Raw genomic sequence first — 25,492 nt, 5'->3', positions numbered from 1 at the left:
AAAACTCTCCGCGGTCGGCTTACGCCGCCTCGGCTTCCTTTTCCTGCACCGGACCGGAGTCCTGGCCCTTGGCATCGACGTCGCGATCGACGAACTCGATCACGGCCATCGGGGCGTTGTCGCCGTAGCGGAAGCCGGCCTTGATGATGCGGGTGTAGCCACCCTGGCGATCCTTGTAGCGGGGCGCGAGCGTGTCGAACAGCTTCCTGACCTGATCCTTGTCGCGCATCTCGGAGATGGCCTGGCGACGCATGGACAGGCCGCCCTTCTTGCCGAGGGTGATCAGCTTCTCGACGATCGGACGCAATTCCTTCGCCTTCGGCAGCGTGGTGACGATCTGCTCGTGCTTGATCAGCGCGGCGCACATGTTGGCGAACATCGCGCGGCGATGCTCGGCGGTGCGGTTGAGCTTGCGATGAACCTTGCCGTGACGCATTTTATCTATTCCTTGAATTTCATTCGTCGCGACGGTTCGTCGGACAGTTGCTCAGGTGGGCTGCCTGCGTTCGCCCGCTAAGGCGCGATGAATTCGCGCCTTAGCCTATCGTCGTTCGGATCAGTAGTGATCCTCGAAGCGCTTGGCGAGCTCGTCGATGTTCTCCGGCGGCCAGCCCGGCACTTCCATGCCGAGATGCAGACCCATCTGGGCCAGCACTTCCTTGATCTCGTTCAGCGACTTGCGGCCGAAGTTCGGAGTGCGGAGCATTTCCGCTTCGCTCTTCTGCACGAGGTCGCCGATGTAGACGATGTTGTCGTTCTTCAAGCAGTTGGCCGAACGCACCGACAGCTCGAGCTCGTCCACCTTCTTGAGGAAGGCCGGGTTGAAGGCGAGGTCCGGGATGATCTCCTGGGCGACTTCCTTGCGCGGCTCTTCGAAGTTGACGAACACGTTGAGCTGATCCTGCAGGATGCGCGCAGCGTAGGCCACGGAATCATCCGGCGTCAGCGCGCCGTTGGTCTCGATCGTCATGGTCAGCTTGTCGTAGTCGAGGATCTGGCCCTCGCGGGTGTTCTCGACCTTGTAGGAGACCTTGCGGACCGGCGAGTAGAGGCTGTCGACCGGGATCAGGCCGATCGGCGCGTCCTCGGGACGGTTGCGCTCGGCGGGCACGTAGCCCTTGCCGGTTGCGACCGTGAACTCCATGCGGATCTCGGCGCCCTCGTCGAGCGTACAGATCTGCAGGTCGGGATTGAGCACGACGACGTCGCCCACGGTCTGGATGTCGCCAGCGGTGACGACGCCCGGGCCGGACTTCTTGACGACCATGCGCTTGGGGCCTTCGCCCTGCATCTTGATCGAGATGTCCTTGATGTTGAGCACGATGTCGGTGACGTCCTCACGGACGCCCGCGATCGAGGAGAACTCGTGCAGCACGCCGTCGATGTGCACCGACTGCACCGCCGCGCCCTGGAGCGAGGACAGCAGGATGCGGCGCAGCGCGTTGCCGAGCGTCTGGCCGAAACCGCGCTCGAGCGGCTCGGCGACGATGGTCGCGAAACGGGTCGGATCGCTGCCGGGCTGTACCTGCAGCTTGTTCGGCCGAATCAGTTCTTGCCAATTTTTCTGGATCGTCACTGTTTCACCCATACAGGCCAGTCAGACTGCTGTTGCAGGCACTGGCGTTGGAGAAAGGCCGCAGATCATTTCCACGGCTTTGCAAAAAGTAATCGCGGGCGCCAATGCGCCCGCAATCTGGTATCAAACGCGCCGACGCTTGCGGGGACGGCAACCGTTGTGCGGGATCGTGGTCACGTCGCGGATCGAGGTGACGGTGAAGCCCGCAGCCTGGAGCGCCCGAAGCGCCGATTCGCGGCCCGAACCGGGACCGGCGACTTCGACTTCCAGCGTGCGCATGCCGTGCTCCTGCGCCTTCTTGGACACGTCCTCGGCAGCAACCTGTGCGGCATACGGGGTCGACTTGCGCGAGCCCTTGAAGCCCATCGTGCCGGCGGAGGACCAGGCAATCGTGTTGCCCTGCGCGTCGGTGATGGTGATGGTCGTGTTGTTGAACGACGAGTTCACGTGCGCGACGCCGGAGGCGATGTTCTTGCGCTCACGACGACGAACGCGGGTGGCTTCCTTGCCCATAGACTACCTTTCCTGAAGATCTCAAACGCCGCCGTAATGCCAGCGGCTACACCTGTGGAACGAAAGGCGCGTGGCGAACGGGTCATCCCCGGGCCGCCACACGCCGTGATTGGATGCGAAAACTTACTTCTTCTTGCCGGCGATGGCCTTGGCCGGACCCTTGCGCGTACGCGCATTGGTGTGGGTACGCTGGCCACGCACCGGCAGACCGCGACGATGGCGCAGGCCGCGGTAGCAGCCGAGGTCCATCAAACGCTTGATGTTGATGCCGACCTCACGACGCAAATCGCCCTCGACGAGATAGTCGCGGTCGATCACTTCGCGGATCTGAAGCACTTCGGCGTCGCTGAGCTGATTGACCCGACGATCGTCTGGGATCTTGACCTTCTCCATGATCTCACCGGCGATCTTCTGACCGATGCCATGGATGTACTGGAGCGCGATCAGCACGCGCTTGTTGGTCGGGATGTTCACGCCGGCAATACGGGCCACGGCCTTCTCTCCTGTCGCCGATCCCTCGTCAGGAATCGTGCTTTAAGTGCTTGGTTTCTCGGGCAGGTGTTCACAAACGCGAACACGACGCCCACCCCTGGTCTTCCTGGGGCCCGGCATCGTTTGAAACTATCCGACTTGGATGCGGGGCTTATTAGGGGATTCAGGGGGCTTTCGTCAACCGCTGCTAGCGCTTAGCTCGCTTTTTCGTGACCTTTTTTGCGGCTCTTTTGGCACCTTTCTTGACAGCCTTCCTGGCGGTCTTTTTGGCTGCCTTCTTCTTCCCCGCCTCCTTGGCGGCTTTCTTGACGATTCTCTTGCCTGCCTTCGTAGCCTTCTTGGCCGCCTTCTTGGATTTGGCGGCCTTTTTGGCCGTCTTCGCGGGCTTTTTGGCCGATTTCTTCGCCGCCTTGGCCTTTCTGGCCGGGGCCGCCTTTGTCGCACCCCGGGCGTGCGTCTTGCCATGCGTCTTGGGCTCGACCGCACCGAGCGCCAGGAGCTGGCGATGGATGGCGCGGGTGACCTCGTCGATGGCCATCATACCATCGATGGTCGAGAGCTTCCGCCGCTCGGAATAGTAGTGAATCAGCGGTTCCGTCTGGCTGCGGTAGCTGGCTAACCGCTTGGTCAGGACTTCCGGGGTGTCGTCGAGCCGGACCTCCTCCCCCCGCTCGCGCATCTGGGCGACGCGAGTCTCGACGCGGTTCAGGAGCGCGCTCTCGTTGACGCGGAGCTCGATCACGGCGTCGAGCTTGAGGTGCTTGTGCTTGAGCAGCTCATCCAGCGCCTCGGCCTGCGGCACGGTCCGCGGGAAACCATCAAGGATGAAACCGTTTTTTGCATCCGGCTGATCGATCCGATCGGAGATGATTCCGACCACGACATCGTCTGGCACGAGACCGCCGCTGGCCATGATCTCCTTGGCCTTGAGCCCGACCGGCGTTCCGGCCGCCACCGCTGCACGCAACATCTCGCCGGTCGAGAGCTGGACGATGCCATAGCGCTGCACCAGCAGCTGCGCCTGGGTGCCCTTGCCCGATCCCGGTGGCCCCAGAAGTATAATTCTCATCGGCGTACGCCCCCCGATTGGTGCGCGATACGTCGCGCGCCTGTGTTTTGAAGTCCAGTTACAGTGCAAATCATAATCAGCGCCGCACCGCTACCCATATCATAGGGGAGCAAATGGCCGGACGCCAAGAAGCCTTTGAAATCAGTGCTTGGAGATCAGTGCTTGGAGATCAGTGCTTGGAGATCAGTGCTTGCACGACGGTAAGAGCGCCTCCGCCGAGGCGACCGAATGGCCGGCTCGCCGTCCGCGCGCGTTGCACGCGCAGCGATTCGGCGGTGCAATCGCGCCGCCCGAGAGGACGCCGCGCTTAACGGCGGCGGCCGCGCAGCTTTGATTTCCGAATCAAGCCTTCGTACTGATGCGCCAGGAGATAGCCCTGCACCTGCGCCACCGTGTCCATGGTGACGCTGACGACGATCAGCAGCGACGTGCCGCCGAAGTAGAACGGCACCGACGCGTAGGAGATCAGGATTTCCGGGATCAAGCAGACGATTGCGAGATAGACCGCGCCGAGCACGGTGATGCGCGACAGCACGTAGTCGATATATTCCGCGGTACGCTCGCCGGGACGGATGCCCGGAATGAAGCCGCCATGCTTCTTCAGATTGTCCGCGGTCTCGGTCGGATTGAACACGATCGCGGTGTAGAAGAAGGCGAAGAACACGATCAGCGCCAGATACATGATCAGGAACAGCGGACGGCCGTGGCCGAGCTGGGTGTTGATCCACTGGAACCATTCCGGTCCGCTGCCCGCGTTGAAGTTCGCAACCGTGGTCGGCAGCAGCAGCAGCGAGGACGCGAAGATCGGCGGGATCACGCCCGAGGTGTTGAGCTTGAGCGGCAGATGCGAGGACTGCCCCTCGAACATCTTGTTGCCGACTTGGCGCTTCGGATACTGGATCAAGAGCCGCCGCTGGGCGCGCTCCACGAACACGATGAAGGCGATCACGGCGACCGCCATGATGATGACGACCAGAATCAGGCCGGTCGACATCGCACCCTGACGGCCGAGCTCGAGCATGTTGGCGAGCGCCGCGGGCAGCTCGGCGACGATGCCGGAAAGAATGATCAGGGAAATGCCGTTGCCGATGCCGCGCGAGGTGATCTGCTCGCCCAGCCACATCAGGAACATGGTGCCCCCGGTCAGCGTGATCGCCGTGGACAGACGGAAGAACATGCCGGGGTCGCTGACGACGTTGCCGGCGCCTTCGAGGCCCACCGCGATGCCGTAGGACTGGAACGCGGCCAGGATCACCGTGAGATAGCGGGTGTACTGGTTCAGCAGCTTGCGGCCGGACTCGCCCTCCTTTTTCAGCGCCTCGAGCTGCGGCGAGACGGTGGTCAGGAGCTGGATGATGATGGAGGCCGAGATGTACGGCATGATGTTCAGCGCAAAGATCGCCATGCGGTGAATGCCGCCGCCGGCGAACATGTTGAACATGCCGAGGATGCCGCCCGCCTGCGAGCGGAACACCTGCTCCCAGATGTTGGGATCGATCCCCGGCAGCGGGATGTAGGTCCCGAGCCGATAAACGAGCAGCGCCCCCAGGGTGAACCAGATGCGCTTCTTCAGTTCGTCGGCCTTGGCAAACGCACCGAAATTGAGATTGGCTGCCAGTTGTTCCGCTGCAGAGGCCATCTTGGACTTTCTCCCGCCGCTTTTTGCGCCGTCATGCCCGCGGCCGGGCTACATTATACCGGACACCGGACATTATCTGGGGCTACGGCTTCGATAAGTCCATCGTCCCGCGTGCGTAAAGGCCCGCGAGCCGCGGGCCGATGACGCAGTTGTTACGCCGCCTCGCCTTCTTCCTTGGCAGGCGCGAGGATCTTCACCGAGCCGCCGGCCTTCTCGACTGCCGCGATCGCGGTCTTCGAGGCGCCGTGCACTTCGATGTTGAGCTTGGCCTTGAACTCGCCGCGGCCGAGCAGCCGCAGGCCACCCTTGGCGCGGCGCAGCACGCCGGCCTTGACCAGGGATTCGACGTTCACGACGCTGCCGACGTCGATCTTCTTGGCATCGACCGCGTCCTGGAGCCGGTCGAGATTGATCTCGGCGAACTCGACGCGGAAGATGTTGTTGAAGCCGCGCTTGGGCAGACGGCGATGCAAGGGCATCTGGCCGCCTTCGAAACCCTTGATGCGCACGCCCGAACGCGCGGTCTGGCCCTTGCCACCGCGGCCGGCCTGCTTGCCCTTGCCCGAACCAATGCCGCGGCCGACACGCATACGCTTCTTGCGCGAGCCGGCATTGTCGGCGATATCGCTGAGCTTCATCGCCCTGCTCCTTGTTTCTTGCGCATGACCTTCACCGAAAACGGGTCTCCGCTTCGGGATGGTGCGCCTTTGCTTACTTCTCGTCGACGATGCGAACGAGATGGTGAACCTTCAAGATCATGCCACGGACCGCCGGGGTGTCCGGCAGTTCGCTGGTGCGGCCGATCTTGTTGAGCTTGAGGCCGATCAGCGTCGAACGCTGCGAGTGATGGCGGCGGATCGCGCTGCCGGTCTGCTCGAGTTTGATCGTCTTTGCGGTCGTAACGGCACTCTTGGCCATGGGCGTCTACTCCGAAAAGCTTCCGTTATTCGGCAACCGCCTCGGCGTCGCCACCGATACGGCGGGACTGGAGGGTGGACACCTTGATATTGCGGCGGGCAGCGACCGAGCGCGGTGAATCCTGATGCTTCAGCGCATCGAAGGTCGCGCGAACCATGTTGTACGGGTTCGACGAGCCGATCGACTTCGCAACCACGTCCTGGACGCCGAGCGTCTCGAACACGGCGCGCATCGGACCGCCAGCGATGATGCCGGTACCGGCCGGAGCTGCGCGCAGGTAAACACGGCCGGCGCCGTGACGGCCCGCGATGTCGTGATGCAGCGTACGCCCCTCGCGCAACGACACGCGGGTCAGGTTGCGCTTGGCGGATTCGGTTGCCTTGCGGATCGCCTCGGGCACTTCGCGCGCCTTGCCGTGACCGAAGCCGGCGCGGCCCTTCTGGTCGCCGATCACGACCAGCGCTGCGAAACCGAAGCGCTTGCCGCCCTTGACGACCTTGGCGACGCGATTGATGTGGACGAGCTTGTCGACGAACTCGCTGTCGCGCTCTTCCCTGCGTTCACGTCCGCCGCCGCGTTGATCGCGTCCACCACGTTGTTCGCGTTCTGCCATGGTTTTTCCAGTCCTTCAGAGGCTTACGCCTCAATCCTCAAATTCTGTTAGAAGCTCAGCCCGCTCTCACGCGCCGCGTCGGCGAGAGCCTTGACGCGCCCGTGATAGAGATAGCTGCCGCGATCGAACACGACTTCCTTGACACCCTTCTCGGCGGCGCGCTCGGCCAGCAGCTTGCCGACCGCCTTCGCCGCATCGATGTCGGCGCCGGTCTTGCCGCCATCGCGCATCGACTTCTCGAGCGACGAGGCAGAGGCCAGCGTCTCGCCCTTCAGGTCGTCGATGACCTGGGCGTAGATGTGCTTGGACGAGCGGAACACCGACAGGCGCGGACGGCCGCCACCCGAGCGGCGCAGCTTCAGTCGTACACTGCGCTTGCGCCGGGCATTCGTAACCTTGGCTTTCGACATGACCGGCTCCGTTACTTCTTCTTGCCTTCCTTGCGGAAGATGAATTCGCCAACATACTTCACGCCCTTGCCCTTATAGGGCTCCGGCGGACGATAGGAGCGAATCTCGGCGGCGACCTGGCCGACGCGCTGAATGTCGCTGCCGGTCACCGTGATCTCGGTCGGCTTCGGCACGGTGATCGTGATCCCTTCCGGGATCGCGTAGACCACGTCGTGGCTGTAGCCGAGCGCGAGCTGCAGGTTCTTGCCCTGCAGCGCAGCGCGGTAACCGACGCCGGTGATTTCGAGCTTCTTCTCGAAACCCTTGGTGACGCCTTCGACCAGATTCGCGACCTGGGCGCGAGCGGTCCCGTACAGGGCTCGCGCACGGTTGGTCTCGACCCGCGGGTTCACCTTGACCTGGCCGTTGTCGAGCTTCACCTCGACGTCGTTATGGACGACGAACTGAAGCTGGCCCTTCGGCCCCTTCATCTTGACGGTCTGCCCGTCGACGGTCGCGGTCACACCCGACGGCACCGCTACCGGCCTTTTGCCAACACGTGACATGGATCAAAAATCCTTCTCAGAACACCGTGAAGAGAACTTCGCCGCCCACGTTCGCTTCACGCGCACTGTGGTCGGCCATGATTCCCTTCGGCGTCGACAACACCGAAATGCCGAGTCCGTTATTGACCCGCGGCAGGTTCTTCACCGAGGCGTACACGCGACGCCCGGGCTTGGAGACACGCTCGATCTCGCGGATAACGGGCTCGCCGTCGAAATACTTCAGCTCGATCTCGATCTCGCTACGGCCCGAGGAGTGCTCGAGCGTGGCGTAACCGCGGATGTAGCCTTCGCTCTTCAGCACCTCGAGGACGTTCTCGCGCATCTTCGAACCAGGCGTGGAGACCTTGTTCTTGGAACGCATCTGCGCGTTACGGATGCGGGTGATCAGATCGCTGATTGGATCGTGCGTAGACATTTAAACGACCCTCCTTACCAGCTGGACTTCACGAGGCCCGGGACCATGCCCCGGGAGCCAAGGTCGCGCAGCGCGATACGGGACAGCTTGTTCTTGCGGTAGTTCGAGCGCGGGCGGCCCGTCAGCTCGCAACGCAGACGGATGCGGGTCGCCGACGAATTGCGCGGCATTTCCGCCAGCTTCAGGGTCGCGGCGAACCGCTCCTCCATCGGCAGCGTCTTGTCGGCGATGATCGCCTTCAACCGCTCGCGCTTCGGGGCGGCGTTCTTCGCCATCCGCTTGCGCCGGTTGTTCTTCTCGATTGAACTCTTCTTTGCCATGCTTGGCTCCTGGGTATCCGCGTTTGAGAGGCTTTAGGTCAGCGTCTCACTGCCGGAACGGGAAATTGAAAGCGGTCAACAAGGCCCTCGCCTCGTCGTCGGTCTTGGCCGTGGTGCAGACGGTGATGTCCATACCGCGGGATTCCGTGACCTTGTCGAAGTCGATCTCGGGGAAAATGATGTGTTCCTTGAGGCCGAGCGAGTAGTTGCCACGGCCGTCGAAGCTCTTCGGGTTCAAGCCGCGGAAGTCGCGGACGCGCGGCAGCGCGACCGTCACCAGGCGATCGATGAACTCGTACATGCGGGCCTTGCGCAGCGTGACTTTGCAGCCGATCGGCTGGTTCTCACGCAACTTGAAGGTCGCGATCGCGATGCGCGAATAGGTCACGATCGCCTTCTGGCCGGCGATCTGGGTCAATTCCGCAGCGGCGTTCTCGGCCTTCTTGCGGTCGTTGACGGAATCGCCAACGCCCATGTTCAGCACGACCTTGTCCAGGCGCGGAACCTGCATGACGTTCTCATAACCGAACTTCTCGGTCATTTCCGTCCGGATCTTCGCGTCGTATTCCGCGCGCAGGCGCGGCGTGTAAGCGGCCTCAGCCATCGATCTCAGCTCCCGAGCTCTTGGCGATGCGGACCTTCTTGCCGTCCGCCAGAATCTTGAATCCGACGCGGGTCGGCTTCCCGTCCTTGCCGACATACGCGATGTTGGACAGTTGGATCGGCGACTCTTTCGAGATGATGCCGCCCTCCTGGGCCTGCGTCTGCTTCTGGTGACGCTTGACCATGTTGATGCCGCGCACCAGCGCCGTACCGGCGTCGGGACGCACTTCGAACACCTCGCCGGTGCGGCCCTTGTCGCGGCCGGTCAGCACGACGACCTTGTCGCCCTTGCGGATCTTCGCAGCCATCACAGCACCTCCGGCGCGAGCGAGATGATCTTCATGTGGTTCTTGGCGCGCAGCTCGCGCGGCACGGGCCCGAAGATACGGGTACCGACCGGCTCGGACTGATTGTTGATCAGAACGGCGGCGTTGCGGTCGAAGCGGATGACCGAACCGTCGGCGCGGCGGATGTCCTTGCGGACGCGCACCACGACGGCCTTCATCACGTCGCCCTTCTTCACCTTGCCACGCGGAATCGCTTCCTTGATCGAGACAACGATGATGTCGCCGATCGTGGCGTAGCGGCGCTTGGAGCCCCCGAGCACCTTGATACACATGACACGGCGTGCGCCAGAATTATCGGCCACGTCGAGGTTGGTCTGCATCTGAATCATTGATGCACCTCGTCCTCTTCTATTTGCGCCAGCCCAGCCGGCGCTCAACATTTCCCTGAAGTCAGTCGGCTAAAGCCAACAGATCAGGCGCTTTTCTTGTGTTCGCCCCGGATCACGACCCAGCGCTTCAACTTCGAAATCGGCTTCGATTCCTCGATCCACACCATGTCGCCCGGCTTGAACTCGTTGCTCTCGTCGTGCGCGTGGTAGTTCTTCGAACGGCGGATCGTCTTCTTGTAGATCGGGTGCGTAAAGCGGCGATCGACGCGCACCACGATGGTCTTGGCTTGCTTGTCGCTGACGACCACGCCCTGCAAAGTACGTTTCGGCATCTTCGTAAGCCTCTTACTTCTTCTTCGCGCGCGTCTGCGCGGCGACGGTCTTGATCCGGGCGATGTCACGGCGAGCCTCGCGCAGGCGCGAGGTGTTCTCGAGCTGCCCGGTGGCGCGCTGGAAGCGCAGGTTGAAGCGCTCCTTCTTCAGGTTCAGGATGGCGTCATCCTGCTGATCGGGGCTCAACGCGCGGATGTCTTCGATTTTCATCTGGGCCATGGCCATTACTCCGCAATGCGCTCGACGAAGCGCGTCTTGATCGGCAGCTTGGCTGCCGCCAGGGTCAGCGCTTCACGCGCCGTCTGGGTGTTGACGCCGTCGATCTCGAACAGCACCCGGCCCGGCTTGACGCGCGCGACCCACAATTCCGGCGCACCCTTGCCGGAACCCATGCGGACTTCGGCGGGCTTCTTCGACACGGGAACGTCGGGGAAAATGCGGATCCAGACGCGGCCGGCGCGCTTCATGTGGCGGGTCAGTGCGCGGCGAGCGGCTTCGATCTGGCGCGCGGTGACGCGCTCAGGCTCGGTTGCCTTCAGACCGAACTGGCCGAACGCCAACGTCGCGCCCGAAGACGCAACGCCGTGGATACGGCCCTTATGCGCCTTCCGGAACTTCGTTTTCTTAGGTTGCATCATGGCTTCAAGCCCTCAAATTCTCTGTGCTGGCGTCAGGCTGCAGCGTTGTCCCGGCGCTGCCGGCCGCCGCGATCGCCGCCGCCACCAGTCTCGCCTTCGGCCATTCTCTTGTCCTGGGCCATCGGATCGTGCTCGAGGATCTCGCCCTTGAAGATCCAGACCTTGACACCGCAGGTGCCGAAGGTCGTGAACGCGGTCGCAACGCCGTAGTCGATGTCTGCGCGCAGCGTGTGCAGCGGCACGCGACCTTCGCGGTACCACTCCATGCGCGCGATTTCCGCACCGCCCAGACGTCCCGAGCAGTTGATGCGGATGCCTTCCGCGCCGAGACGCATCGCCGACTGGACGGCGCGCTTCATGGCGCGGCGGAACGCCACGCGGCGCTCCAGCTGCTGCGCGATCGACTCGGCCACCAGCGTCGCATCGAGCTCCGGCTTGCGGATCTCGACGATGTTGATGACGACGTCGGACGAGGTGATGTCCGCGACCTTCTTGCGCAGCTTGTCGATGTCGGCGCCCTTCTTGCCGATCACCACGCCCGGACGAGCCGAGTGGATGGTGACGCGGCACTTCTTGTGCGGACGCTCGATCACGATGCGGGCGACGGCCGCCTGCTTGAGCTCCTTGTGCAGGATCTCGCGGATCTTGACGTCCTCATGCAGCAGCTTGCCGTATTCCTGCTTGCCCGCGAACCAGCGGGAATCCCAGGTCCGGTTGATGCCAAGACGCAGACCGATCGGATTGATCTTTTGACCCATCGTGTTCTCCTGCGTCCCTTAAGCCGCTGCTGCGGCTTCGACCTGACGAACGATGATCGTCAGCTGTGAAAATGGTTTGTAGACACGGCCCGAGCGGCCACGCCCGCGGGCGGCAAAGCGCTTCATCACGAGGCCGTTGCCGACGAAGGCCTGGGCCACGACGAGATCGTCGACGTCGAGGTCGTGGTTGTTCTCGGCGTTGGCAATAGCCGATTCCAGGCACTTCTTCACGTCAACCGCGATCCGCTTGCGCGAAAACTGCAGGTCGGCGAGCGCAGCAGCCGCCTTCCGGCCGCGAATGAGCTGGGCGACCAGGTTGAGCTTCTGCGGGCTCACCCGCAGCATCCGGGCGACCGCCTTGGCCTCGTTCTCGGCGAGGCTCCGTTCGCGCTTAGGTTTGCTCATCGTTTAATCCTCAAGCCTTCTTGGCTTTCTTGTCCCCGGAGTGGCCATGGAAGGTACGGGTCGGCGAGAATTCGCCGAACTTGTGACCGACCATTTCCTCGTTGACGGCAACCGGCACGTGCTTCTGACCGTTGTAGACGCCGAAGGTCAGGCCGACGAATTGCGGCAGGATCGTCGAGCGACGGCTCCAGATCTTGATGACGTCGTGACGGCCGGACGAGCGCGCGGCATCTGCCTTCTTGAGCAGAGAACCCTCGACGAACGGGCCTTTCCAGACTGAACGAACCATGTCCGGCGTTCCTTACTTCTTCCGCTTGTGGCGGCTTAGGAGAATGAATTTGTTGGTCGACTTGTTCGAGCGGGTCTTCTTGCCCTTGGTCGGCTTGCCCCACGGAGTAACCGGGTGGCGACCGCCCGAGGTACGACCTTCACCACCGCCGTGCGGATGGTCGATCGGGTTCATCGAAACGCCGCGGTTGTGCGGTTTGCGGCCCAGCCAACGGTTGCGGCCGGCCTTGCCGATCGACGTGTTCATGTGATCCGGGTTCGACACCGCGCCGATCGTGGCGCGGCAACGGCCGTGCACCAGGCGCTGTTCGCCCGAGTTCAGGCGGACGATCACGTAGTCCTGGTCGCGACCGACGAGCTGGGCATAGGTGCCCGCGGAACGGGCGAGCTGGCCGCCCTTCCCGATCTTGACCTCGATGTTGTGGATGATCGTGCCGACCGGCATGTTGCCGAGCGGCATGACATTGCCCGGCTTCACGTCGACGTAGTTGCCGGCGACGACGGAATCACCGACGGCCAGGCGCTGCGGCGCCAGGATATAGGCCTGGGTGCCGTCTTCGTACTTGACCAGCGCGATGAACGCGGTGCGGTTCGGATCATATTCCAGCCGCTCGACCGTCGCGGGTGCATCGACCTTGTCGCGCTTGAAATCGACGGTACGCAACGTCCGCTTGTGGCCACCACCGCGGAATCGCACGGTGATGCGGCCGGTGTTGTTGCGGCCGCCAGAGGAGTGCTTGCCTTCGGTGAGCGCCTTGACCGGCTTGCCCTTGTAGAGGGCCGAACGATCGACCATGACCAGCTGGCGCTGGCCCGGCGTCGTGGGATTGAATGTCTTCAGTGCCATCGTCGTACGACCTTACAGACCGGTGGTCACGTCGATCCGGTGACCCTCTTCGAGAGTCACGATCGCGCGCTTGGAGTTCGACTGCGAGCCGAGATTGCCGCGGAAGATCTTGGTCTTGCCCTTGCGGACCAGCGTGTTGACGCTCTTGACCTTGACGTCGAACAACTTCTCGATCGCTTCCTTGATCTGCGGCTTGGTCGCCTTCGCGGCCACCTTGAACAGCACCTTGTTGTGCTCCGAGGCAATCGTGGCCTTTTCGGTCACGACCGGCGACAGGATCACGTCGTAATGGCGAGGCTCGATGTTCTTCGTCATTTGAAGCGCGCCTCCAGCGCATCGATGGCGGCCTTGGTCAGAACAAGCTTCCGACGGCGCAGGATGTCATAGACGTTGATGCCCTGGATCGGCAGCACGTCCATGTTCGGGATGTTGCGGGCCGCAGCGGCGAAGCCGTTGTTGAGCTCGGCGCCGTCGATGATCAGCGCGTTGGTCAAGCCCAGACCGGAGAAATGACCGAGCAGCGCCTTGGTCTTAGCAGCTTCCAGCGCAGCCTTGTCGATCACGATGAGATCGCCGTCCTTGGCCTTGGCCGAGAGCGCATGCTTGAGGGCGAGCGCACGGACCTTCTTCGGCAGGTCGGTGGCGTGCGAACGCACCACCGGACCGAAGGCACGGCCGCCGCCGCGGAACTGCGGCACGCGGGCCGAGCCGTGACGAGCACCACCGGTACCCTTCTGCTTGTACATCTTCTTGCCGGTGCGCCAGATCTCGGCGCGGCCCTTGGCCTTGTGCGTACCGGCCTGGCGCTTGTTGAGCTGCCACTGCACGCAACGTGCAATGATGTCCTGGCGCGGCTCGAGGCCGAAAATGGTATCGGAAAGCTGGACCGAGCCGGCTTCCTTACCTTCGAGGGTCGTGACCTTCAATTCCATCTCACGCCTCCTGCGCAGCCGGAGCAGCGTCCGCTTCGCCAGCAACCTTGAACTTGCCGGGCTTCGGAGCTTCCTTCGGCAGCGGCTTCTTGACGGCGTCGCGCACGCGGATCCAGCCGCCCTTGGAGCCCGGAACGGCGCCTTCGACGAGGATCAGACCGCGCTCGACGTCGAGCTGAACGACCCGAAGGTTGAGCGTGGTGATGCGGTCAACGCCCATGTGACCGGGCATCTTCTTGTTCTTCCAGGTCTTGCCGGGGTCCTGACGGCCACCGGTCGAACCGATCGAACGATGCGAGACCGAGACGCCGTGAGTGGCGCGCAGACCGCCGAAGTTCCAGCGCTTCATACCGCCGGCAAAACCCTTGCCGACCGAGGTGCCGGTGACGTCGACGAACTGACCGACGACAAAGTGGTCGGCCAGGATCTCGGCACCGACGGGGATCATCTGATCCGCGGAGACGCGGAATTCCTCGACCTGCCGCTTCGGCTCGACCTTGGCGACCGCGAATTGGCCGCGCTCCGCCTTGGGCATGTACACGGTCTTGCGGCTGCCAGAACCAAGCTGGAGCGCGACATAACCGTTTTTCTCTTCGGTGCGGTGGCCTACGACCTGGCAATTGCCGAGCTTCAGCACGGTCACGGGGATATGTTCGCCGGCCTCTGTAAAGACCCGCGTCATCCCGACCTTTTGTGCGATCACTCCGGAGCGCATCGGCGTGCTTCCTGTTCTTTCTGTCCGCTAGTGGCGAACGTGATCCAAAAATCTTAGAGCTTGATCTCGACGTCGACACCAGCGGCCAGGTCGAGCTTCATCAAAGCATCGACGGTCTGCGGGGTCGGATCGACGATGTCGAGCAGGCGCTTGTGAGTGCGCATCTCGAACTGCTCGCGGCTCTTCTTGTCGACGTGCGGCGAACGGTTGACGGTGAACTTCTCGATGCGGGTGGGCAGCGGAATGGGTCCGCGGACCTGCGCGCCGGTGCGCTTCGCCGTGTTCACGATCTCGCGGGTCGACGTATCGAGGATACGATGGTCGAACGCCTTGAGACGGATGCGAATGTTTTGGCCGTTCATTGCCGTGGTCTTTCTTCAGTGGGGTGGCGAATAGCGAATAGCGAATGTCACATTCGCTATTCGCCGATCCCTATTCTCGTAATTACTCGATGATCGAGGCGACGACGCCGGCGCCGACGGTGCGGCCACCTTCGCGGATCGCGAAGCGGAGCTTCTCTTCCATCGCGATCGGCACGATCAGGTGCACTTCCATCGCGATGTTGTCGCCCGGCATCACCATCTCGGTACCTTCCGGCAGATGCACGACACCGGTCACGTCGGTGGTGCGGAAGTAGAACTGCGGACGGTAGTTGGTGAAGAACGGGGTGTGGCGGCCGCCCTCTTCCTTGGTGAGGATGTAGGCCTCAGCCTTGAACTTGGTGTGCGGCTTGACCGAACCCGGCTTGCACAGCACCTGGCCGCGCTCGACGTCTTCGCGCTTGGTACCGCGAAGCAGCGCACCGATGTTGTCGCCGGCCTGGCCCTGATCGAGCAGCTTGCGGAACATTTCGACGCCGGTAACCGTGGTCTTCTGCGTGGCGCGCAGACCGACGATCTCGATTTCCTCGCCGACCTTGACGATACCGCGCTCGACACGGCCGGTCACGACGGTGCCACGGCCCGAGATCGAGAACACGTCTTCAACCGGCATCAGGAACGGAAGGTCGACCGGACGCTCCGGCTGCGGAATGTAAGCGTCGACCTGCTTCATCAGCTCGAGGATGGCCTCATGGCCGAGCGTCTTGTCGGAATCTTCGAGAGCGGCGAGCGCCGAACCCTTGATGATCGGGATGGTGTCGCCCGGGAATTCGTACTTCGAGAGCAGCTCGCGGACCTCGAGCTCGACCAGCTCGAGCAGTTCCGGATCGTCGACCATGTCGCACTTGTTGAGGAACACGACGAGCGCGGGAACGCCGACCTGGCGGGCGAGCAGGATGTGCTCGCGGGTCTGCGGCATCGGACCGTCAGCGGCCGACACGACCAGGATCGCACCGTCCATCTGGGCGGCGCCGGTGATCATGTTCTTCACGTAGTCGGCGTGGCCGGGGCAGTCGACGTGCGCGTAGTGGCGGTTCTTGGTCTCGTATTCGACGTGCGCCGTCGAGATCGTGATGCCGCGCGCCTTCTCTTCCGGCGCCTTGTCGATCTGGTCGTACGCCGTGAACGTCGCACCGCCGGCTTCGGCGAGGACCTTGGTGATCGCCGCGGTCAGCGACGTCTTGCCATGGTCGACGTGACCGATGGTGCCGATATTGCAGTGCGGCTTGTTACGTTCAAACTTTGCTTTGGCCATTTGACTCTCCGTTCAATCGTCAGTTCGAGACCGACGACAATCAGGCAAACTTCTTCTGGACTTCTGCCGACACGTTGGCCGGCGCTTCTGCGTAGTGGTCGAACTGCATGGTGAAGGTTGCGCGACCCTGGCTCATCGAGCGCAGGTTATTCACGTAACCGAACATGTTCATGAGCGGCACCATCGCATTGATGACGTTGGCGTTGCCGCGCATGTCCTGACCCTGGATCTGACCGCGCCGGGAATTCAGGTCGCCGATAACCGAGCCGGTGTAATCTTCCGGGGTCACCACTTCGACCTTCATGATCGGCTCGAGCAGGACGGACTTGCCCTTCTGCAAGGCTTCGCGGAATGCAGCGCGCGAAGCGATTTCGAAGGCGAGCGCCGACGAGTCGACGTCGTGATACTTGCCGTCGACGAGCTGAACCTTGACGTCGACCACGGGGAAGCCCGCGACGACACCAGAGCCCATCACGCTGTTGAGGCCCTTTTCGACGCCGGGGATGTATTCCTTCGGAACCGCACCGCCGACGATCTTGGACTCGAACTCGTAGCCCTTGCCGGGCTCGTTCGGCTCGACCACGATCGACACTTCCGCGAACTGACCGGTACCGCCGGTCTGCTTCTTGTGGGTGTACTTGACCTCGGCCCGCTTGGTGACGCGCTCACGGAACGCCACTTGCGGCGCGCCGATGTTGGCATCGACCTTGTAGGTGCGGCGAAGAATGTCGACCTTGATGTCGAGATGGAGTTCGCCCATTCCCTTGAGGATGGTCTGGCCGGACTCCTGGTCGGTCGACACGCGGAAGGACGGATCCTCCGCAGCGAGCTTCGCCAGCGCCACGCCGAGCTTTTCCTGGTCGGCCTTGGACTTGGGCTCGATCGCGATCTCGATGACCGGCTCGGGGAATTCCATCTTTTCGAGGATCACCGCCTTGTCGGGATCGCACAGCGTGTCACCGGTGCGCGCTTCCTTCAGGCCAGCCAGTGCAACGATGTCGCCGGCATAGGCTTCCTTGATGTCTTCGCGGTTGTTCGCATGCATCAGCAACATGCGGCCGATGCGCTCCTTGCGGTCGCGCGTCGAATTGATGACGCCGGTACCCGACAGCAGCGTGCCGGAATAGATGCGGCAGAAGGTGATGGTGCCGACGAACGGGTCGTCCATGATCTTGAACGCCAACAGAGCCAGCGGCTCCTTGTCGTCCGGGCGGCGAACGACCTCGTTGCCGTCTTCATCGACGCCCTTGATCGCGGGAACGTCAACCGGCGACGGCAGATAATCCACGACTGCGTCGAGCAAAGGCTGCACGCCCTTGTTCTTGAACGCCGAGCCGCACAATACTGGGAAGAACGCGCCAGTCAGCACGGCCTTGCGGATCAAGCGCTTCAACGTCGCCTGATCGGGCTCCTTGCCGTCGAGGTAAGCGGCGAGAACGTCGTCGTCGAGCTCGACGGCGGCTTCCAGCAGCTTCTCGCGATATTCCTTGGCCTTCTCGACCATGTCTTCGGGAATATCGATGTCAACGAACTTGGCGTCGAGCTTCTCTTCTTCCCAGACCACGCCCTTCATGCGGACGAGATCGACCAGGCCCTTGAAGTTGTTCTCGGAGCCGATCGGAAGCTGGATCGCGATCGGCTTTGCGCCGAGGCGGTCGACGATATCCTGCATGCACTTGTAGAAGTCAGCGCCGGTCTTATCCATCTTGTTGGCGAAGACGATGCGCGGAACCTTGTACTTGTCGCCCTGGCGCCAGACCGTCTCGGTCTGGGGCTCGACGCCCTGGTTCGAGTCGAGCACGCACACGGCGCCGTCGAGCACGCGCAGGCTGCGCTCGACTTCGATGGTGAAGTCGACGTGGCCGGGAGTGTCGATAATGTTGAGGCGCTTGCCTTCCCAGAACGCGGTGGTCGCGGCCGACGTGATCGTAATGCCGCGCTCCTGCTCCTGCTCCATCCAGTCCATCGTCGCGGCACCTTCGTGCACTTCGCCGATTTTGTGGCTCTTGCCGGTGTAGTAGAGGATGCGCTCGGTGGTCGTGGTCTTGCCGGCATCGATATGCGCCATGATACCGAAGTTACGGTAGTTCTCTATGGCATGAACGCGGGGCATGGAGTGTTCCTTAGATTCCGTGTGTCGCCGTTACCAGCGATAGTGCGAGAAGGCGCGGTTGGCTTCCGCCATCCGGTGCACGTCTTCGCGCTTCTTGACGGCGTTACCCCGGTTGTTCGACGCGTCCAGGAGCTCCGCAGAGAGCCGCTCGGTCATCGTCTTCTCGTTGCGATCGCGCGCAGCCGAGATCAGCCAGCGAATGCCCAGCGCCTGACGGCGCACCGAGCGAACCTCGACCGGAACCTGATAGGTCGCGCCGCCGACGCGGCGGGAGCGCACTTCGATCGTCGGCATGACGTTCTCGAGTGCCTGCTCGAACACGCCGAGCGGATTCTGCTTGGTCTTGCTTTCGATGAGGCCGAACGCGCCGTAGACGATACCTTCGGCGACCGACTTCTTTCCGGCGTACATCACCGAATTCATGAACTTCGTGACGATGATGTTCCCGAACTTCGGATCGGGAAGGACTTCGCGCTTTTCGGCAGAATGGCGACGAGACATGGACCTGGTTCCCGCTTACTTCGGACGCTTGGCGCCGTACTTCGAACGGCGCTGCTTACGGTTCTTGACGCCCTGGGTATCCAGAACGCCGCGGAGGATGTGGTAGCGCACGCCGGGCAAATCCTTGACGCGACCGCCGCGGATCATGACCACCGAATGCTCCTGGAGGTTATGGCCCTCACCGGGGATGTAGCCGATCACCTCGAAGCCGTTGGTCAGGCGCACCTTGGCAACCTTACGAAGCGCCGAGTTCGGCTTCTTCGGGGTCGTGGTGTAAACGCGCGTGCAAACACCGCGCTTCTGCGGCGACTGCTGCAGCGCCGGCACCTTCTTGCGCGACTTCTGCACTTCCCGCGGTTGAGCGATCAGCTGGTTGATCGTCGGCATCCTGGCATTACCCTTTGTGTTCTGCCGCGGCCCGTCACCGGGTCCGCAAATTCTTTCGAGCTACCCGCCCGACGAGGCCGCCTTCCGCGGAACAATCCGCACAAAGCGAAATCGCGCCAACCACCCATCAACGGGCGGAAAGCGCTTCGACGCCACAGAGGACCGCAGTAGTTGGACCGGTCAGCTTGAAGCTGCAGCCCGCGCACCGAGGTCATGCATCCGAATTCGATCTCGAGAGAACATGCTCACGAGACCTAAAATCGCACTGGCATTGCCTAGCTATGATCGACAGCGTTTGAGCGGCATTCGTCGAGGTTGGTGCCCGTCCTGAAGATCCCCAGGGGGATCAAACGGGTGGCCCGTTCCGACGTTGGCGATGCTCACCGCCTGTCGTTAAGTGAGGGGGTTCTATAAGTGGGAGTCGGTCAAGTCAAGGCGAAACGTCAGTCAGAAGCGCTTCCCGCGCCTGCCGAAATCGCTTCCCGGGCCGCTCGCTGCACCTTCGCGAGACGGAAACGAAGGGCGCGTTCCGCCACCGCGAACCCTATTATACCCGGATGAAATATACTTTTATAACCATTGGCTAAGGCTTTCTTTCCTGTTGGAGCCCCAATGTGCCGCCTTGGGCAGAGATTGGCGCCATGCGGTACACCGACATTGCCATTATCGGCGGGGGATTGTCCGGCTCGACCGCCGCCGCGATGCTCGGCCGTAGCGGCATTTCGACCATCCTGATCGATCCGCATGAGAGCTATTCGGCGGACTTTCGAGTCGAAAAACTCAGCGGCCACGTGCAGGTCGGACGATTCCAGCAGACGGGAATCGCCGAATCGGTGCTGCGGCGCGCGACCTTTGTTGGTGAGAACTGGATCGCGCGCTTCGGCCGCCTTCTCGACAAGGCGCCGAGCCGGCAGTTCAACATCCCCTACGATTCCCTCGTCAACGCTGTCCGCGACGAAATTCCTGCCGGCGTCGAGCGCATCTGCGCCAAGGCCGTCTCGGTCGAGACAAGCGCGGAGCGGCAGAAGGTCACTCTCTCCAACGACGAGATGGTTTCCGCCCGGCTGGTCGTGCTCGCCAACGGCCTCAACGTCGGCCTGCGCCACCAGCTGGGAATCGCCCGAAAGATCGTCAGTGCCTGCCATTCGATTTCGATCGGCTTCGACGTGGTGCCCGCGGGACGGGCCTCGTTCGACTTCCCGGCGCTGACCTATTTCTCGGAACGGCCGAGCGACCGCATCCCCTACCTCACGCTTTTTCCGATCGGGACGCGGATGCGCGCCAATCTGTTCGTTTACCGCAGCTTCGACGATCCCTGGCTGGGTGAGCTGCGCCGCGCGCCCGCCGAGACGTTGAACGCCGCGCTGCCGCGGCTCAAGCGCATCACCGGACCATTCGACATTCCGGGTGAGCTGAAGATCCGCCCGGTCGATCTCTATGTGAACGATGCAAGCGGCCAACCCGGCCTCGTGCTGGTGGGCGATGCCTTCTCGACCTCCTGCCCCGCCGCCGGCACCGGCTGCGACAAGGTGTTCACCGACGTCGAGCGCCTCTGCAACCTCTACATCCCGCAGTGGCTGGCCTCCGACGGGATGGACACAAGCAAGATCGCCGCCTTCTACGCAGATCCGGTCAAGCGGGCCTGCGACGATTGGTCGGCGGCGAAGGCGTTCGACTTCCGCTCGGTCTCCATTGCGACGAGCCCCTATTGGACGGTGCAACGCTGGGCACGCTTCATTGCCTGGTCTATTCAGGGGCTATTGCGGCCGCTGGGAGGAGCCTTCGATCTGGAGCCTAACTTCCTCGGTCACTCCTCCTCATCGTCCTCGTCGAGATCGTCTTCATCCTCGTCGTCATCGTCTCTGTCCTCGTCGACGTGAGCCGGCGCGCCATGCGGTTGGTGGATCTGGTCGTTCCACAGCTTGCGATAGGTGCCGTTCCTGGCGAGCAGCTCGGCATGCGAGCCGCGCTCGATCGCCCTGCCCCCTGAAATCACGATGATCTCGTCCATCTCGACCACCGAGGTCAGGCGGTGGGTCGACCAGATCATGGTGCGGCCCTTGGCAACCTTCAGCAGCGTTCGGTTGATCGCGGCTTCCGTGGTCTGGTCGAGCGCCGAAGTGGCTTCGTCCAGCAGCAGCACGGAGGGATTGCGGATGACCGCGCGCGCGATCGCGATGCGCTGGCGCTGGCCGCCCGACAAGGTATCGCCGCGCTCGCCCACCGGCGTGTCGTATCGCTGCGGCAGGCTCATGATGTAGCGGTGGATCTCGGCCTTCTTGGCCGCCTCCTCCACCTCCTCGTCGGTCGCGCCCTCCTTGCCGAGCCGGATGTTCTCCCGGATCGACATGTTGAACAGCATGTTCTCCTGGAACACCACCGCCATGCTCCGGCGCAGCGAATCCAGCGTCACCTTGCGGACGTCGACGCCGTCGATGGTGACGCGGCCCTCGTCCGGCACATAGAGCCGCAGGATCAGATTCAACAGCGTGCTCTTGCCCGAACCCGACGGACCGACGATGGCAATTCGCTTGCCGACATTGAGCTTGAGGCTGAGATTGTCCAGTACCGGCGTCTGGCTGCCTTCGTACTGGAACGTCACGTGGTCGAAGGTGATGTCGTTGGTGATGCGGGGCAGATCGGGCGCGCCGGCACGATCGGCGCTGCGCGTGGGCTCGTCGAGCAGCTCCTGCATGTGACGAATCGCGGCTGCCGAGGAGATCGACACGGGAATGAAATGCATCACATGGGCGATGTTGTAGGACACCTCCCAGAACGCGCTCTCGAAGGTGACGAAGGTGCCGATGGTGATCTGACCCTTTGTCGCCAGATATGCGCCGATCGCCAGCACGACGAGATGCAAGAGCAGCACCGAGATGGTGACCGTCCGCTCCACCATGGTCGACAGGAATGCCGCCGAGGCCATCTTGTTTCGCGTCTCGTCGTTGCGGAACTTGAAGAAGCCGAACATCCGGCGTTGCAGGCTGAACGCCTTGATCACGGCCTGCGCCGCCACGTTCTCCTGCACCATGCCGAGCAGCGCGGACTCATTGAGCTTCTGCTCGTAATTCGCCTGAACGGCCTTCGGCGTGAGCATGCGGGGACCGATCAGCGTGATCGGGAACACCAGCAGCGCAACCGCCGCGAGCTGCCAGTTCAAGAACACCATCAGGATGATGCCCGCGATCAACTCCAGGAACGGCAGTGCGGCGCTGTTGGCGAAGGTCTTGACCGAGCCCTCGAAGGCCGCGAGGTCGACGGAGAAGCGCGACAGGATCTCGCCGCGCTTGGTGCGGCCGAAATAGGCAGCCGGCAGATCCTGGACGTGCTCGAACAGCCGCTTGCGGACGTCGGAGATGATGCAGGCCGCGAGCCTCGCATCCCAGCGTTCGTACCAGACCGCGACGATCGAGGTGAAGATGCCCGCAACTGCGAGCACGCCGAGGATCTTGTACAGCGCCTGGAAATCCTCCTCGCCGAGCGCGTCGTCGATCAGGTACTTCAGGCTGAGCGGCATGATCACGTTGAAGAGCGTCTCGACGAAGACGCCGAACGCCACAAACGACAGCATCTGCTTGTAGTTGACCAGGAAGGGTTTGACGAAGCCCAGGATGGTCGCGAGCGCGCCGGCGGCCTCGCGCGCGGTAAAGACGACAAGGTCCTCGTCCTCATCGTCGTCATCGAGCTCCAGCCCGCCATCCTCCTCGTCTTCATCGTCCTCGTCGTCTTCGAGATCCGGCTTGGCGGCAGGGACAAGCTTGTCGTCGAGCTCGGCCGCCTCTTCCGCGGCGAGCTTCTGTTTGTCGGGCGGGAGGTGCTTGGACGCCATGAAACCAACCGTTGCTGACGGCCGGCATGACCGCAGAGAAAGCAGGAAATAGCGGAAACCGCTATTGCACCGATTCTATGCGATCAGGATGAATTCGGCAAAACAATTGGCGAAGGCGCCTGCTTCAGGCGGCTAATCGTCTTCCTCGTCCTCGACCTTGTCGAAAAAGGAATAGCGCAGGGAATCGGCGTCGGCGTACCACTGGCCCGGGCCCTTGTTGGCGGCGAGCGTCGCCTCCCAGAGCGCGTCGGTGCAATCCTTGCGGTGCATCGACAGCTCGAAGCCGTTGCCAAAGAACAGTTCGGACCATTCCCACCAGGTGCCGAGCTTCTTGACCCCGCGCAGAAGGTCGTAGCGGTCGATCAGTGCCGGCGCCATGTCCGAGGTGACCGAGCCGAACACGAGCCCGGTCTTGACCACACGGTTCAGCTCCCTGATCGCACGGACCACCTGCTTCGGGGAAACGTGGCAGAGGCTGGTCTCGAACACGAAGTCGAACGCACCGTCCTTGAACGGCATGTCGGTGATCGAACCGAGCTTGTTGTACTTCTTCAGTGCCTTCGGCGTTCTGGCGTGAATGGTGCGGTTGTTCTCGATGCCCCAGGCATCGATGCCGCGATCGCGCAGCGCGCCGACAAGCTCGCCGCTGGCCGAGCCCGCGATCAAGAGCTTCGTGCCTTTGGTTTTGCCCCAGACGATGCCGATCAGTTTTGTGAGATAGTCGGGATCGGTGAAGTGTTGCCACACTTCGCTGTAGGGACCCTGGCCGCGATAATTGTCGAAATAATCGCGATCGATCTTGTCCGAGAGCGGCTTGTCGTCCTGCGAACGCTCGCGGCGCAGGCGCATCATCTCGGTCAAGATGATGTCGGTCGCCGCGTCCGAGGAATCGAGCAGGCCGTTCAGCGTCGAGTCGAACAGATAGTCGCCGACCACCACGATTCCAGGATGTTCCTTCGGCTCGGGGCGGTGATTGGTCATGACGTCGCGCACGGGCAAGCCGCCCGGAATCGCGTTCACCGACGACAGCCAGCGGTGGATCTTGCCTTCCATGAAATGCGAGCGAGCATCGCCGAGCGATGCCGGCAGTGATTTCAGCGCGGCATCGATCAACTCCTGGTCGGAGAGATTCGCAAAGGCCAGCGCGTCGGAGCCCGGAATCAGCCAGTTCAGCACGCCGTGCTTGCCCACATCATGGCGCGCGCCCTCGTTATAGACGCAGCAACCGCCAAAGGCTTCCGACATGAACCAGGCGCCGGCGATCTTGTCGCCCCAGAACGGCGTGTCGAACAGAATCGAGACACGCAAATAGTGCGCAGGACGGTCGAAGTACGAGACGTGCTTGACCATCGACTTGCGGAGCTGTTCGCCCTCCCAGCCGACGGTCCCGAGCCAGGAATGCGGCAGGCACATCAGCACCAGATCGAAGTCTCGCGTCTCCGGTCCCTTGCCGTTCATCATCTTGAGCTGATAGCGGCCGGTCGGCGCCTTGCCGACCGTGAGGATTCGGTGATTGAGCTGGATGTCGGCATTGACCTCCGACTGGAGGCACTCGATGAGCTGCTCGTTGCCGTTCTGGATGGAATAGAGGCCGATATAGCCGTCGACATCCATCAGGTAGTTCTTGAGCGCGTTGAGCCCGTTGGTGTTGTGGCTCTCGGTCGCGAGATCCGAGCGCGCCATCACCTTGAAGAATCGCTTTGCGGTCTCGTCCTCGACTTCCTCGTCGAGCACCTGTTCGGCGGTCTTGTAGGCCCAGGGATTCTCGTTGTCGTGCGCGCCGACGCCCTCGTAATACTCGATCGGCGTCATCGCGTCGGCGCAGCGCTTACGAAACGCCTCGATCGCGGCCGCGGTCTTGTTCCCGTATTTGCGGCGCATGCCCGCGACGTCGTTGAGGAGCTCGCCGCCGAACTGCACCTGCTCGGCATCCATCGGAATGGTCTGCAAGCCGAAATGCTGGATCAACTCGCGCAACGGATCCGGCCCGGTCATCGAGTAGTCGTAGATCTCGGCAACCCCGGCCTCGTACATCGCGGGCGCAGAATCGAATTTGCGCGTGACGATCTTGCCGCCGAGCCGGTCGGATGCCTCGTAGATGGTGACGCGGCAGAGATCGCCGAGCTTGCGCTTCAGGTACCAAGCGCTCATCAGCCCGCCGGGGCCGCCGCCTACGATTGCGAGATCAAGCATGAGAATTCCGTGGTCTCCGGCCCGCCCCCTTCACGGGACCACCGGTCTAAGTTCTCCTAGCAGAAGCGCTTTTGCGCCTGAAGGAAAGATGAACAAAGGTTGATCCTGCACCGCAACAGGGAAACAAAG

General features: G+C 62.5%; 34 protein-coding genes. 1 reads left to right on the top strand and 33 read right to left on the bottom strand.

Going from position 1 to position 25,492, the window contains the following annotated elements; translation table 11 throughout:
• Nucleotides 1–19 precede the first annotated feature (19 nt).
• The 31 genes from rplQ to rpsL all read right to left on the bottom strand — a co-directional run bounded on the left by rplQ (nucleotide 20) and on the right by rpsL (nucleotide 19,341).
• Nucleotides 20–436 (bottom strand): 50S ribosomal protein L17, encoded by a 417-nt coding sequence (gene rplQ, locus AC0L3C_RS18310; protein WP_456769435.1) that lies wholly within the window; start codon nucleotides 434–436, stop codon nucleotides 20–22.
• Nucleotides 437–556: 120 nt separating this feature from the next.
• The gene (locus AC0L3C_RS18305; protein ID WP_007603046.1) at nucleotides 557–1,588 is read right to left on the bottom strand and encodes a DNA-directed RNA polymerase subunit alpha; all 1,032 of its coding nucleotides are present in this window, start codon (nucleotides 1,586–1,588) and stop codon (nucleotides 557–559) included.
• 111 nt (nucleotides 1,589–1,699) lie between these two features.
• The gene (gene rpsK / locus AC0L3C_RS18300; protein WP_007603045.1) at nucleotides 1,700–2,089 is read right to left on the bottom strand and encodes a 30S ribosomal protein S11; all 390 of its coding nucleotides are present in this window, start codon (nucleotides 2,087–2,089) and stop codon (nucleotides 1,700–1,702) included.
• Nucleotides 2,090–2,212: 123 nt separating this feature from the next.
• Entirely contained in the window at nucleotides 2,213–2,581 is a 369-nt protein-coding gene (gene rpsM, locus AC0L3C_RS18295; RefSeq protein WP_007611599.1) for a 30S ribosomal protein S13, read from the bottom strand.
• Between the two features lie 187 nt (nucleotides 2,582–2,768).
• Entirely contained in the window at nucleotides 2,769–3,650 is an 882-nt protein-coding gene (locus AC0L3C_RS18290; protein WP_473263982.1) for an adenylate kinase, read from the bottom strand.
• Between the two features lie 307 nt (nucleotides 3,651–3,957).
• Nucleotides 3,958–5,289 (bottom strand): preprotein translocase subunit SecY, encoded by a 1,332-nt coding sequence (gene secY, locus AC0L3C_RS18285; RefSeq protein ID WP_007611601.1) that lies wholly within the window; start codon nucleotides 5,287–5,289, stop codon nucleotides 3,958–3,960.
• Between the two features lie 152 nt (nucleotides 5,290–5,441).
• Nucleotides 5,442–5,927 carry a 50S ribosomal protein L15 gene (gene rplO, locus AC0L3C_RS18280; RefSeq protein WP_473408617.1) on the bottom strand — a complete coding sequence of 162 codons (486 nt, stop codon included), beginning with the start codon at nucleotides 5,925–5,927 and terminating at the stop codon, nucleotides 5,442–5,444.
• 73 nt (nucleotides 5,928–6,000) lie between these two features.
• A complete protein-coding gene (rpmD, locus tag AC0L3C_RS18275; protein WP_211399432.1) occupies nucleotides 6,001–6,207 on the bottom strand; it encodes a 50S ribosomal protein L30 in 207 nt (68 codons plus the stop codon).
• A gap of 25 nt (nucleotides 6,208–6,232) precedes the next feature.
• Nucleotides 6,233–6,820 (bottom strand): 30S ribosomal protein S5, encoded by a 588-nt coding sequence (rpsE, locus tag AC0L3C_RS18270; protein ID WP_007603037.1) that lies wholly within the window; start codon nucleotides 6,818–6,820, stop codon nucleotides 6,233–6,235.
• A gap of 47 nt (nucleotides 6,821–6,867) precedes the next feature.
• Nucleotides 6,868–7,230: a 50S ribosomal protein L18 gene (gene rplR, locus AC0L3C_RS18265; protein WP_007603036.1), complete on the bottom strand. Its 363-nt coding sequence runs from the start codon at nucleotides 7,228–7,230 to the stop codon at nucleotides 6,868–6,870.
• An 11-nt stretch (nucleotides 7,231–7,241) separates the two neighbouring features.
• The gene (rplF, locus tag AC0L3C_RS18260) at nucleotides 7,242–7,775 is read right to left on the bottom strand and encodes a 50S ribosomal protein L6 (protein WP_007603035.1); all 534 of its coding nucleotides are present in this window, start codon (nucleotides 7,773–7,775) and stop codon (nucleotides 7,242–7,244) included.
• Nucleotides 7,776–7,791: 16 nt separating this feature from the next.
• Complete coding sequence (gene rpsH / locus AC0L3C_RS18255) at nucleotides 7,792–8,190, bottom strand: 30S ribosomal protein S8 (RefSeq protein ID WP_007603034.1); 399 nt, start codon at nucleotides 8,188–8,190, stop codon at nucleotides 7,792–7,794.
• A gap of 14 nt (nucleotides 8,191–8,204) precedes the next feature.
• Nucleotides 8,205–8,510: a 30S ribosomal protein S14 gene (gene rpsN, locus AC0L3C_RS18250; protein ID WP_473263983.1), complete on the bottom strand. Its 306-nt coding sequence runs from the start codon at nucleotides 8,508–8,510 to the stop codon at nucleotides 8,205–8,207.
• Between the two features lie 46 nt (nucleotides 8,511–8,556).
• Nucleotides 8,557–9,114, bottom strand: coding sequence for a 50S ribosomal protein L5 (gene rplE, locus AC0L3C_RS18245; protein ID WP_007603032.1), 558 nt, complete (start codon nucleotides 9,112–9,114; stop codon nucleotides 8,557–8,559).
• Nucleotides 9,107–9,421 carry a 50S ribosomal protein L24 gene (gene rplX / locus AC0L3C_RS18240; RefSeq protein ID WP_007603031.1) on the bottom strand — a complete coding sequence of 105 codons (315 nt, stop codon included), beginning with the start codon at nucleotides 9,419–9,421 and terminating at the stop codon, nucleotides 9,107–9,109. The genes rplE and rplX overlap by 8 nt, the downstream gene beginning before the upstream one ends.
• On the bottom strand, nucleotides 9,421–9,789 hold the full coding sequence (gene rplN, locus AC0L3C_RS18235) for a 50S ribosomal protein L14 (protein WP_007603030.1): 369 nt from the start codon (nucleotides 9,787–9,789) through the stop codon (nucleotides 9,421–9,423). Before rplN ends, rplX begins: the two co-directional genes overlap by 1 nt.
• Nucleotides 9,790–9,872: 83 nt before the next feature.
• On the bottom strand, nucleotides 9,873–10,121 hold the full coding sequence (rpsQ, locus tag AC0L3C_RS18230) for a 30S ribosomal protein S17 (RefSeq protein WP_007603028.1): 249 nt from the start codon (nucleotides 10,119–10,121) through the stop codon (nucleotides 9,873–9,875).
• Nucleotides 10,122–10,134: 13 nt separating this feature from the next.
• A complete protein-coding gene (gene rpmC / locus AC0L3C_RS18225; RefSeq protein ID WP_007603026.1) occupies nucleotides 10,135–10,341 on the bottom strand; it encodes a 50S ribosomal protein L29 in 207 nt (68 codons plus the stop codon).
• Between the two features lie 5 nt (nucleotides 10,342–10,346).
• Nucleotides 10,347–10,760 carry a 50S ribosomal protein L16 gene (gene rplP / locus AC0L3C_RS18220; RefSeq protein WP_007603024.1) on the bottom strand — a complete coding sequence of 138 codons (414 nt, stop codon included), beginning with the start codon at nucleotides 10,758–10,760 and terminating at the stop codon, nucleotides 10,347–10,349.
• A gap of 32 nt (nucleotides 10,761–10,792) precedes the next feature.
• Nucleotides 10,793–11,518 (bottom strand): 30S ribosomal protein S3, encoded by a 726-nt coding sequence (rpsC, locus tag AC0L3C_RS18215; protein WP_247497528.1) that lies wholly within the window; start codon nucleotides 11,516–11,518, stop codon nucleotides 10,793–10,795.
• 18 nt (nucleotides 11,519–11,536) lie between these two features.
• A complete protein-coding gene (gene rplV, locus AC0L3C_RS18210) occupies nucleotides 11,537–11,923 on the bottom strand; it encodes a 50S ribosomal protein L22 (RefSeq protein WP_007603022.1) in 387 nt (128 codons plus the stop codon).
• A gap of 10 nt (nucleotides 11,924–11,933) precedes the next feature.
• The gene (gene rpsS / locus AC0L3C_RS18205; protein ID WP_007603021.1) at nucleotides 11,934–12,212 is read right to left on the bottom strand and encodes a 30S ribosomal protein S19; all 279 of its coding nucleotides are present in this window, start codon (nucleotides 12,210–12,212) and stop codon (nucleotides 11,934–11,936) included.
• Between the two features lie 12 nt (nucleotides 12,213–12,224).
• Nucleotides 12,225–13,058 (bottom strand): 50S ribosomal protein L2, encoded by an 834-nt coding sequence (gene rplB, locus AC0L3C_RS18200; RefSeq protein WP_007603020.1) that lies wholly within the window; start codon nucleotides 13,056–13,058, stop codon nucleotides 12,225–12,227.
• Nucleotides 13,059–13,070: 12 nt separating this feature from the next.
• A complete protein-coding gene (locus tag AC0L3C_RS18195) occupies nucleotides 13,071–13,373 on the bottom strand; it encodes a 50S ribosomal protein L23 (protein WP_007603019.1) in 303 nt (100 codons plus the stop codon).
• On the bottom strand, nucleotides 13,370–13,990 hold the full coding sequence (rplD, locus tag AC0L3C_RS18190; RefSeq protein WP_007603018.1) for a 50S ribosomal protein L4: 621 nt from the start codon (nucleotides 13,988–13,990) through the stop codon (nucleotides 13,370–13,372). Before rplD ends, AC0L3C_RS18195 begins: the two co-directional genes overlap by 4 nt.
• A 1-nt stretch (nucleotide 13,991) precedes the next feature.
• Nucleotides 13,992–14,705, bottom strand: coding sequence for a 50S ribosomal protein L3 (rplC, locus tag AC0L3C_RS18185; RefSeq protein WP_007603016.1), 714 nt, complete (start codon nucleotides 14,703–14,705; stop codon nucleotides 13,992–13,994).
• 53 nt (nucleotides 14,706–14,758) lie between these two features.
• A complete protein-coding gene (rpsJ, locus tag AC0L3C_RS18180; RefSeq protein WP_002712302.1) occupies nucleotides 14,759–15,067 on the bottom strand; it encodes a 30S ribosomal protein S10 in 309 nt (102 codons plus the stop codon).
• A gap of 82 nt (nucleotides 15,068–15,149) precedes the next feature.
• Nucleotides 15,150–16,340, bottom strand: coding sequence for an elongation factor Tu (gene tuf / locus AC0L3C_RS18175; protein WP_007603012.1), 1,191 nt, complete (start codon nucleotides 16,338–16,340; stop codon nucleotides 15,150–15,152).
• Nucleotides 16,341–16,380: 40 nt separating this feature from the next.
• The gene (fusA, locus tag AC0L3C_RS18170; RefSeq protein WP_473263984.1) at nucleotides 16,381–18,453 is read right to left on the bottom strand and encodes an elongation factor G; all 2,073 of its coding nucleotides are present in this window, start codon (nucleotides 18,451–18,453) and stop codon (nucleotides 16,381–16,383) included.
• A gap of 30 nt (nucleotides 18,454–18,483) precedes the next feature.
• The gene (gene rpsG / locus AC0L3C_RS18165) at nucleotides 18,484–18,954 is read right to left on the bottom strand and encodes a 30S ribosomal protein S7 (RefSeq protein ID WP_007603009.1); all 471 of its coding nucleotides are present in this window, start codon (nucleotides 18,952–18,954) and stop codon (nucleotides 18,484–18,486) included.
• Nucleotides 18,955–18,969: 15 nt separating this feature from the next.
• Nucleotides 18,970–19,341, bottom strand: coding sequence for a 30S ribosomal protein S12 (rpsL, locus tag AC0L3C_RS18160; RefSeq protein WP_007603006.1), 372 nt, complete (start codon nucleotides 19,339–19,341; stop codon nucleotides 18,970–18,972).
• Nucleotides 19,342–19,982: 641 nt separating this feature from the next.
• Here rpsL and AC0L3C_RS18155 point away from each other — a divergent pair.
• Nucleotides 19,983–21,221 carry an FAD-dependent oxidoreductase gene (locus AC0L3C_RS18155; RefSeq protein WP_473408616.1) on the top strand — a complete coding sequence of 413 codons (1,239 nt, stop codon included), beginning with the start codon at nucleotides 19,983–19,985 and terminating at the stop codon, nucleotides 21,219–21,221.
• On the opposite strand, the gene AC0L3C_RS18150 is transcribed toward AC0L3C_RS18155, so the two are convergent.
• On the bottom strand, nucleotides 21,149–23,170 hold the full coding sequence (locus AC0L3C_RS18150; protein WP_473281180.1) for an ABC transporter ATP-binding protein: 2,022 nt from the start codon (nucleotides 23,168–23,170) through the stop codon (nucleotides 21,149–21,151). The two genes, AC0L3C_RS18155 and AC0L3C_RS18150, sit on opposite strands and share 73 nt — an antisense overlap.
• A 132-nt stretch (nucleotides 23,171–23,302) precedes the next feature.
• Nucleotides 23,303–25,363 (bottom strand): FAD-dependent oxidoreductase, encoded by a 2,061-nt coding sequence (locus tag AC0L3C_RS18145; RefSeq protein ID WP_473281182.1) that lies wholly within the window; start codon nucleotides 25,361–25,363, stop codon nucleotides 23,303–23,305.
• Nucleotides 25,364–25,492 lie beyond the last annotated feature (129 nt).

This window comes from Bradyrhizobium sp. WSM4872 (genome assembly GCF_055811715.1).
Note: the sequence above shows the minus strand (reverse complement) of the source record. Positions and strands in the feature narration are given on the sequence as shown.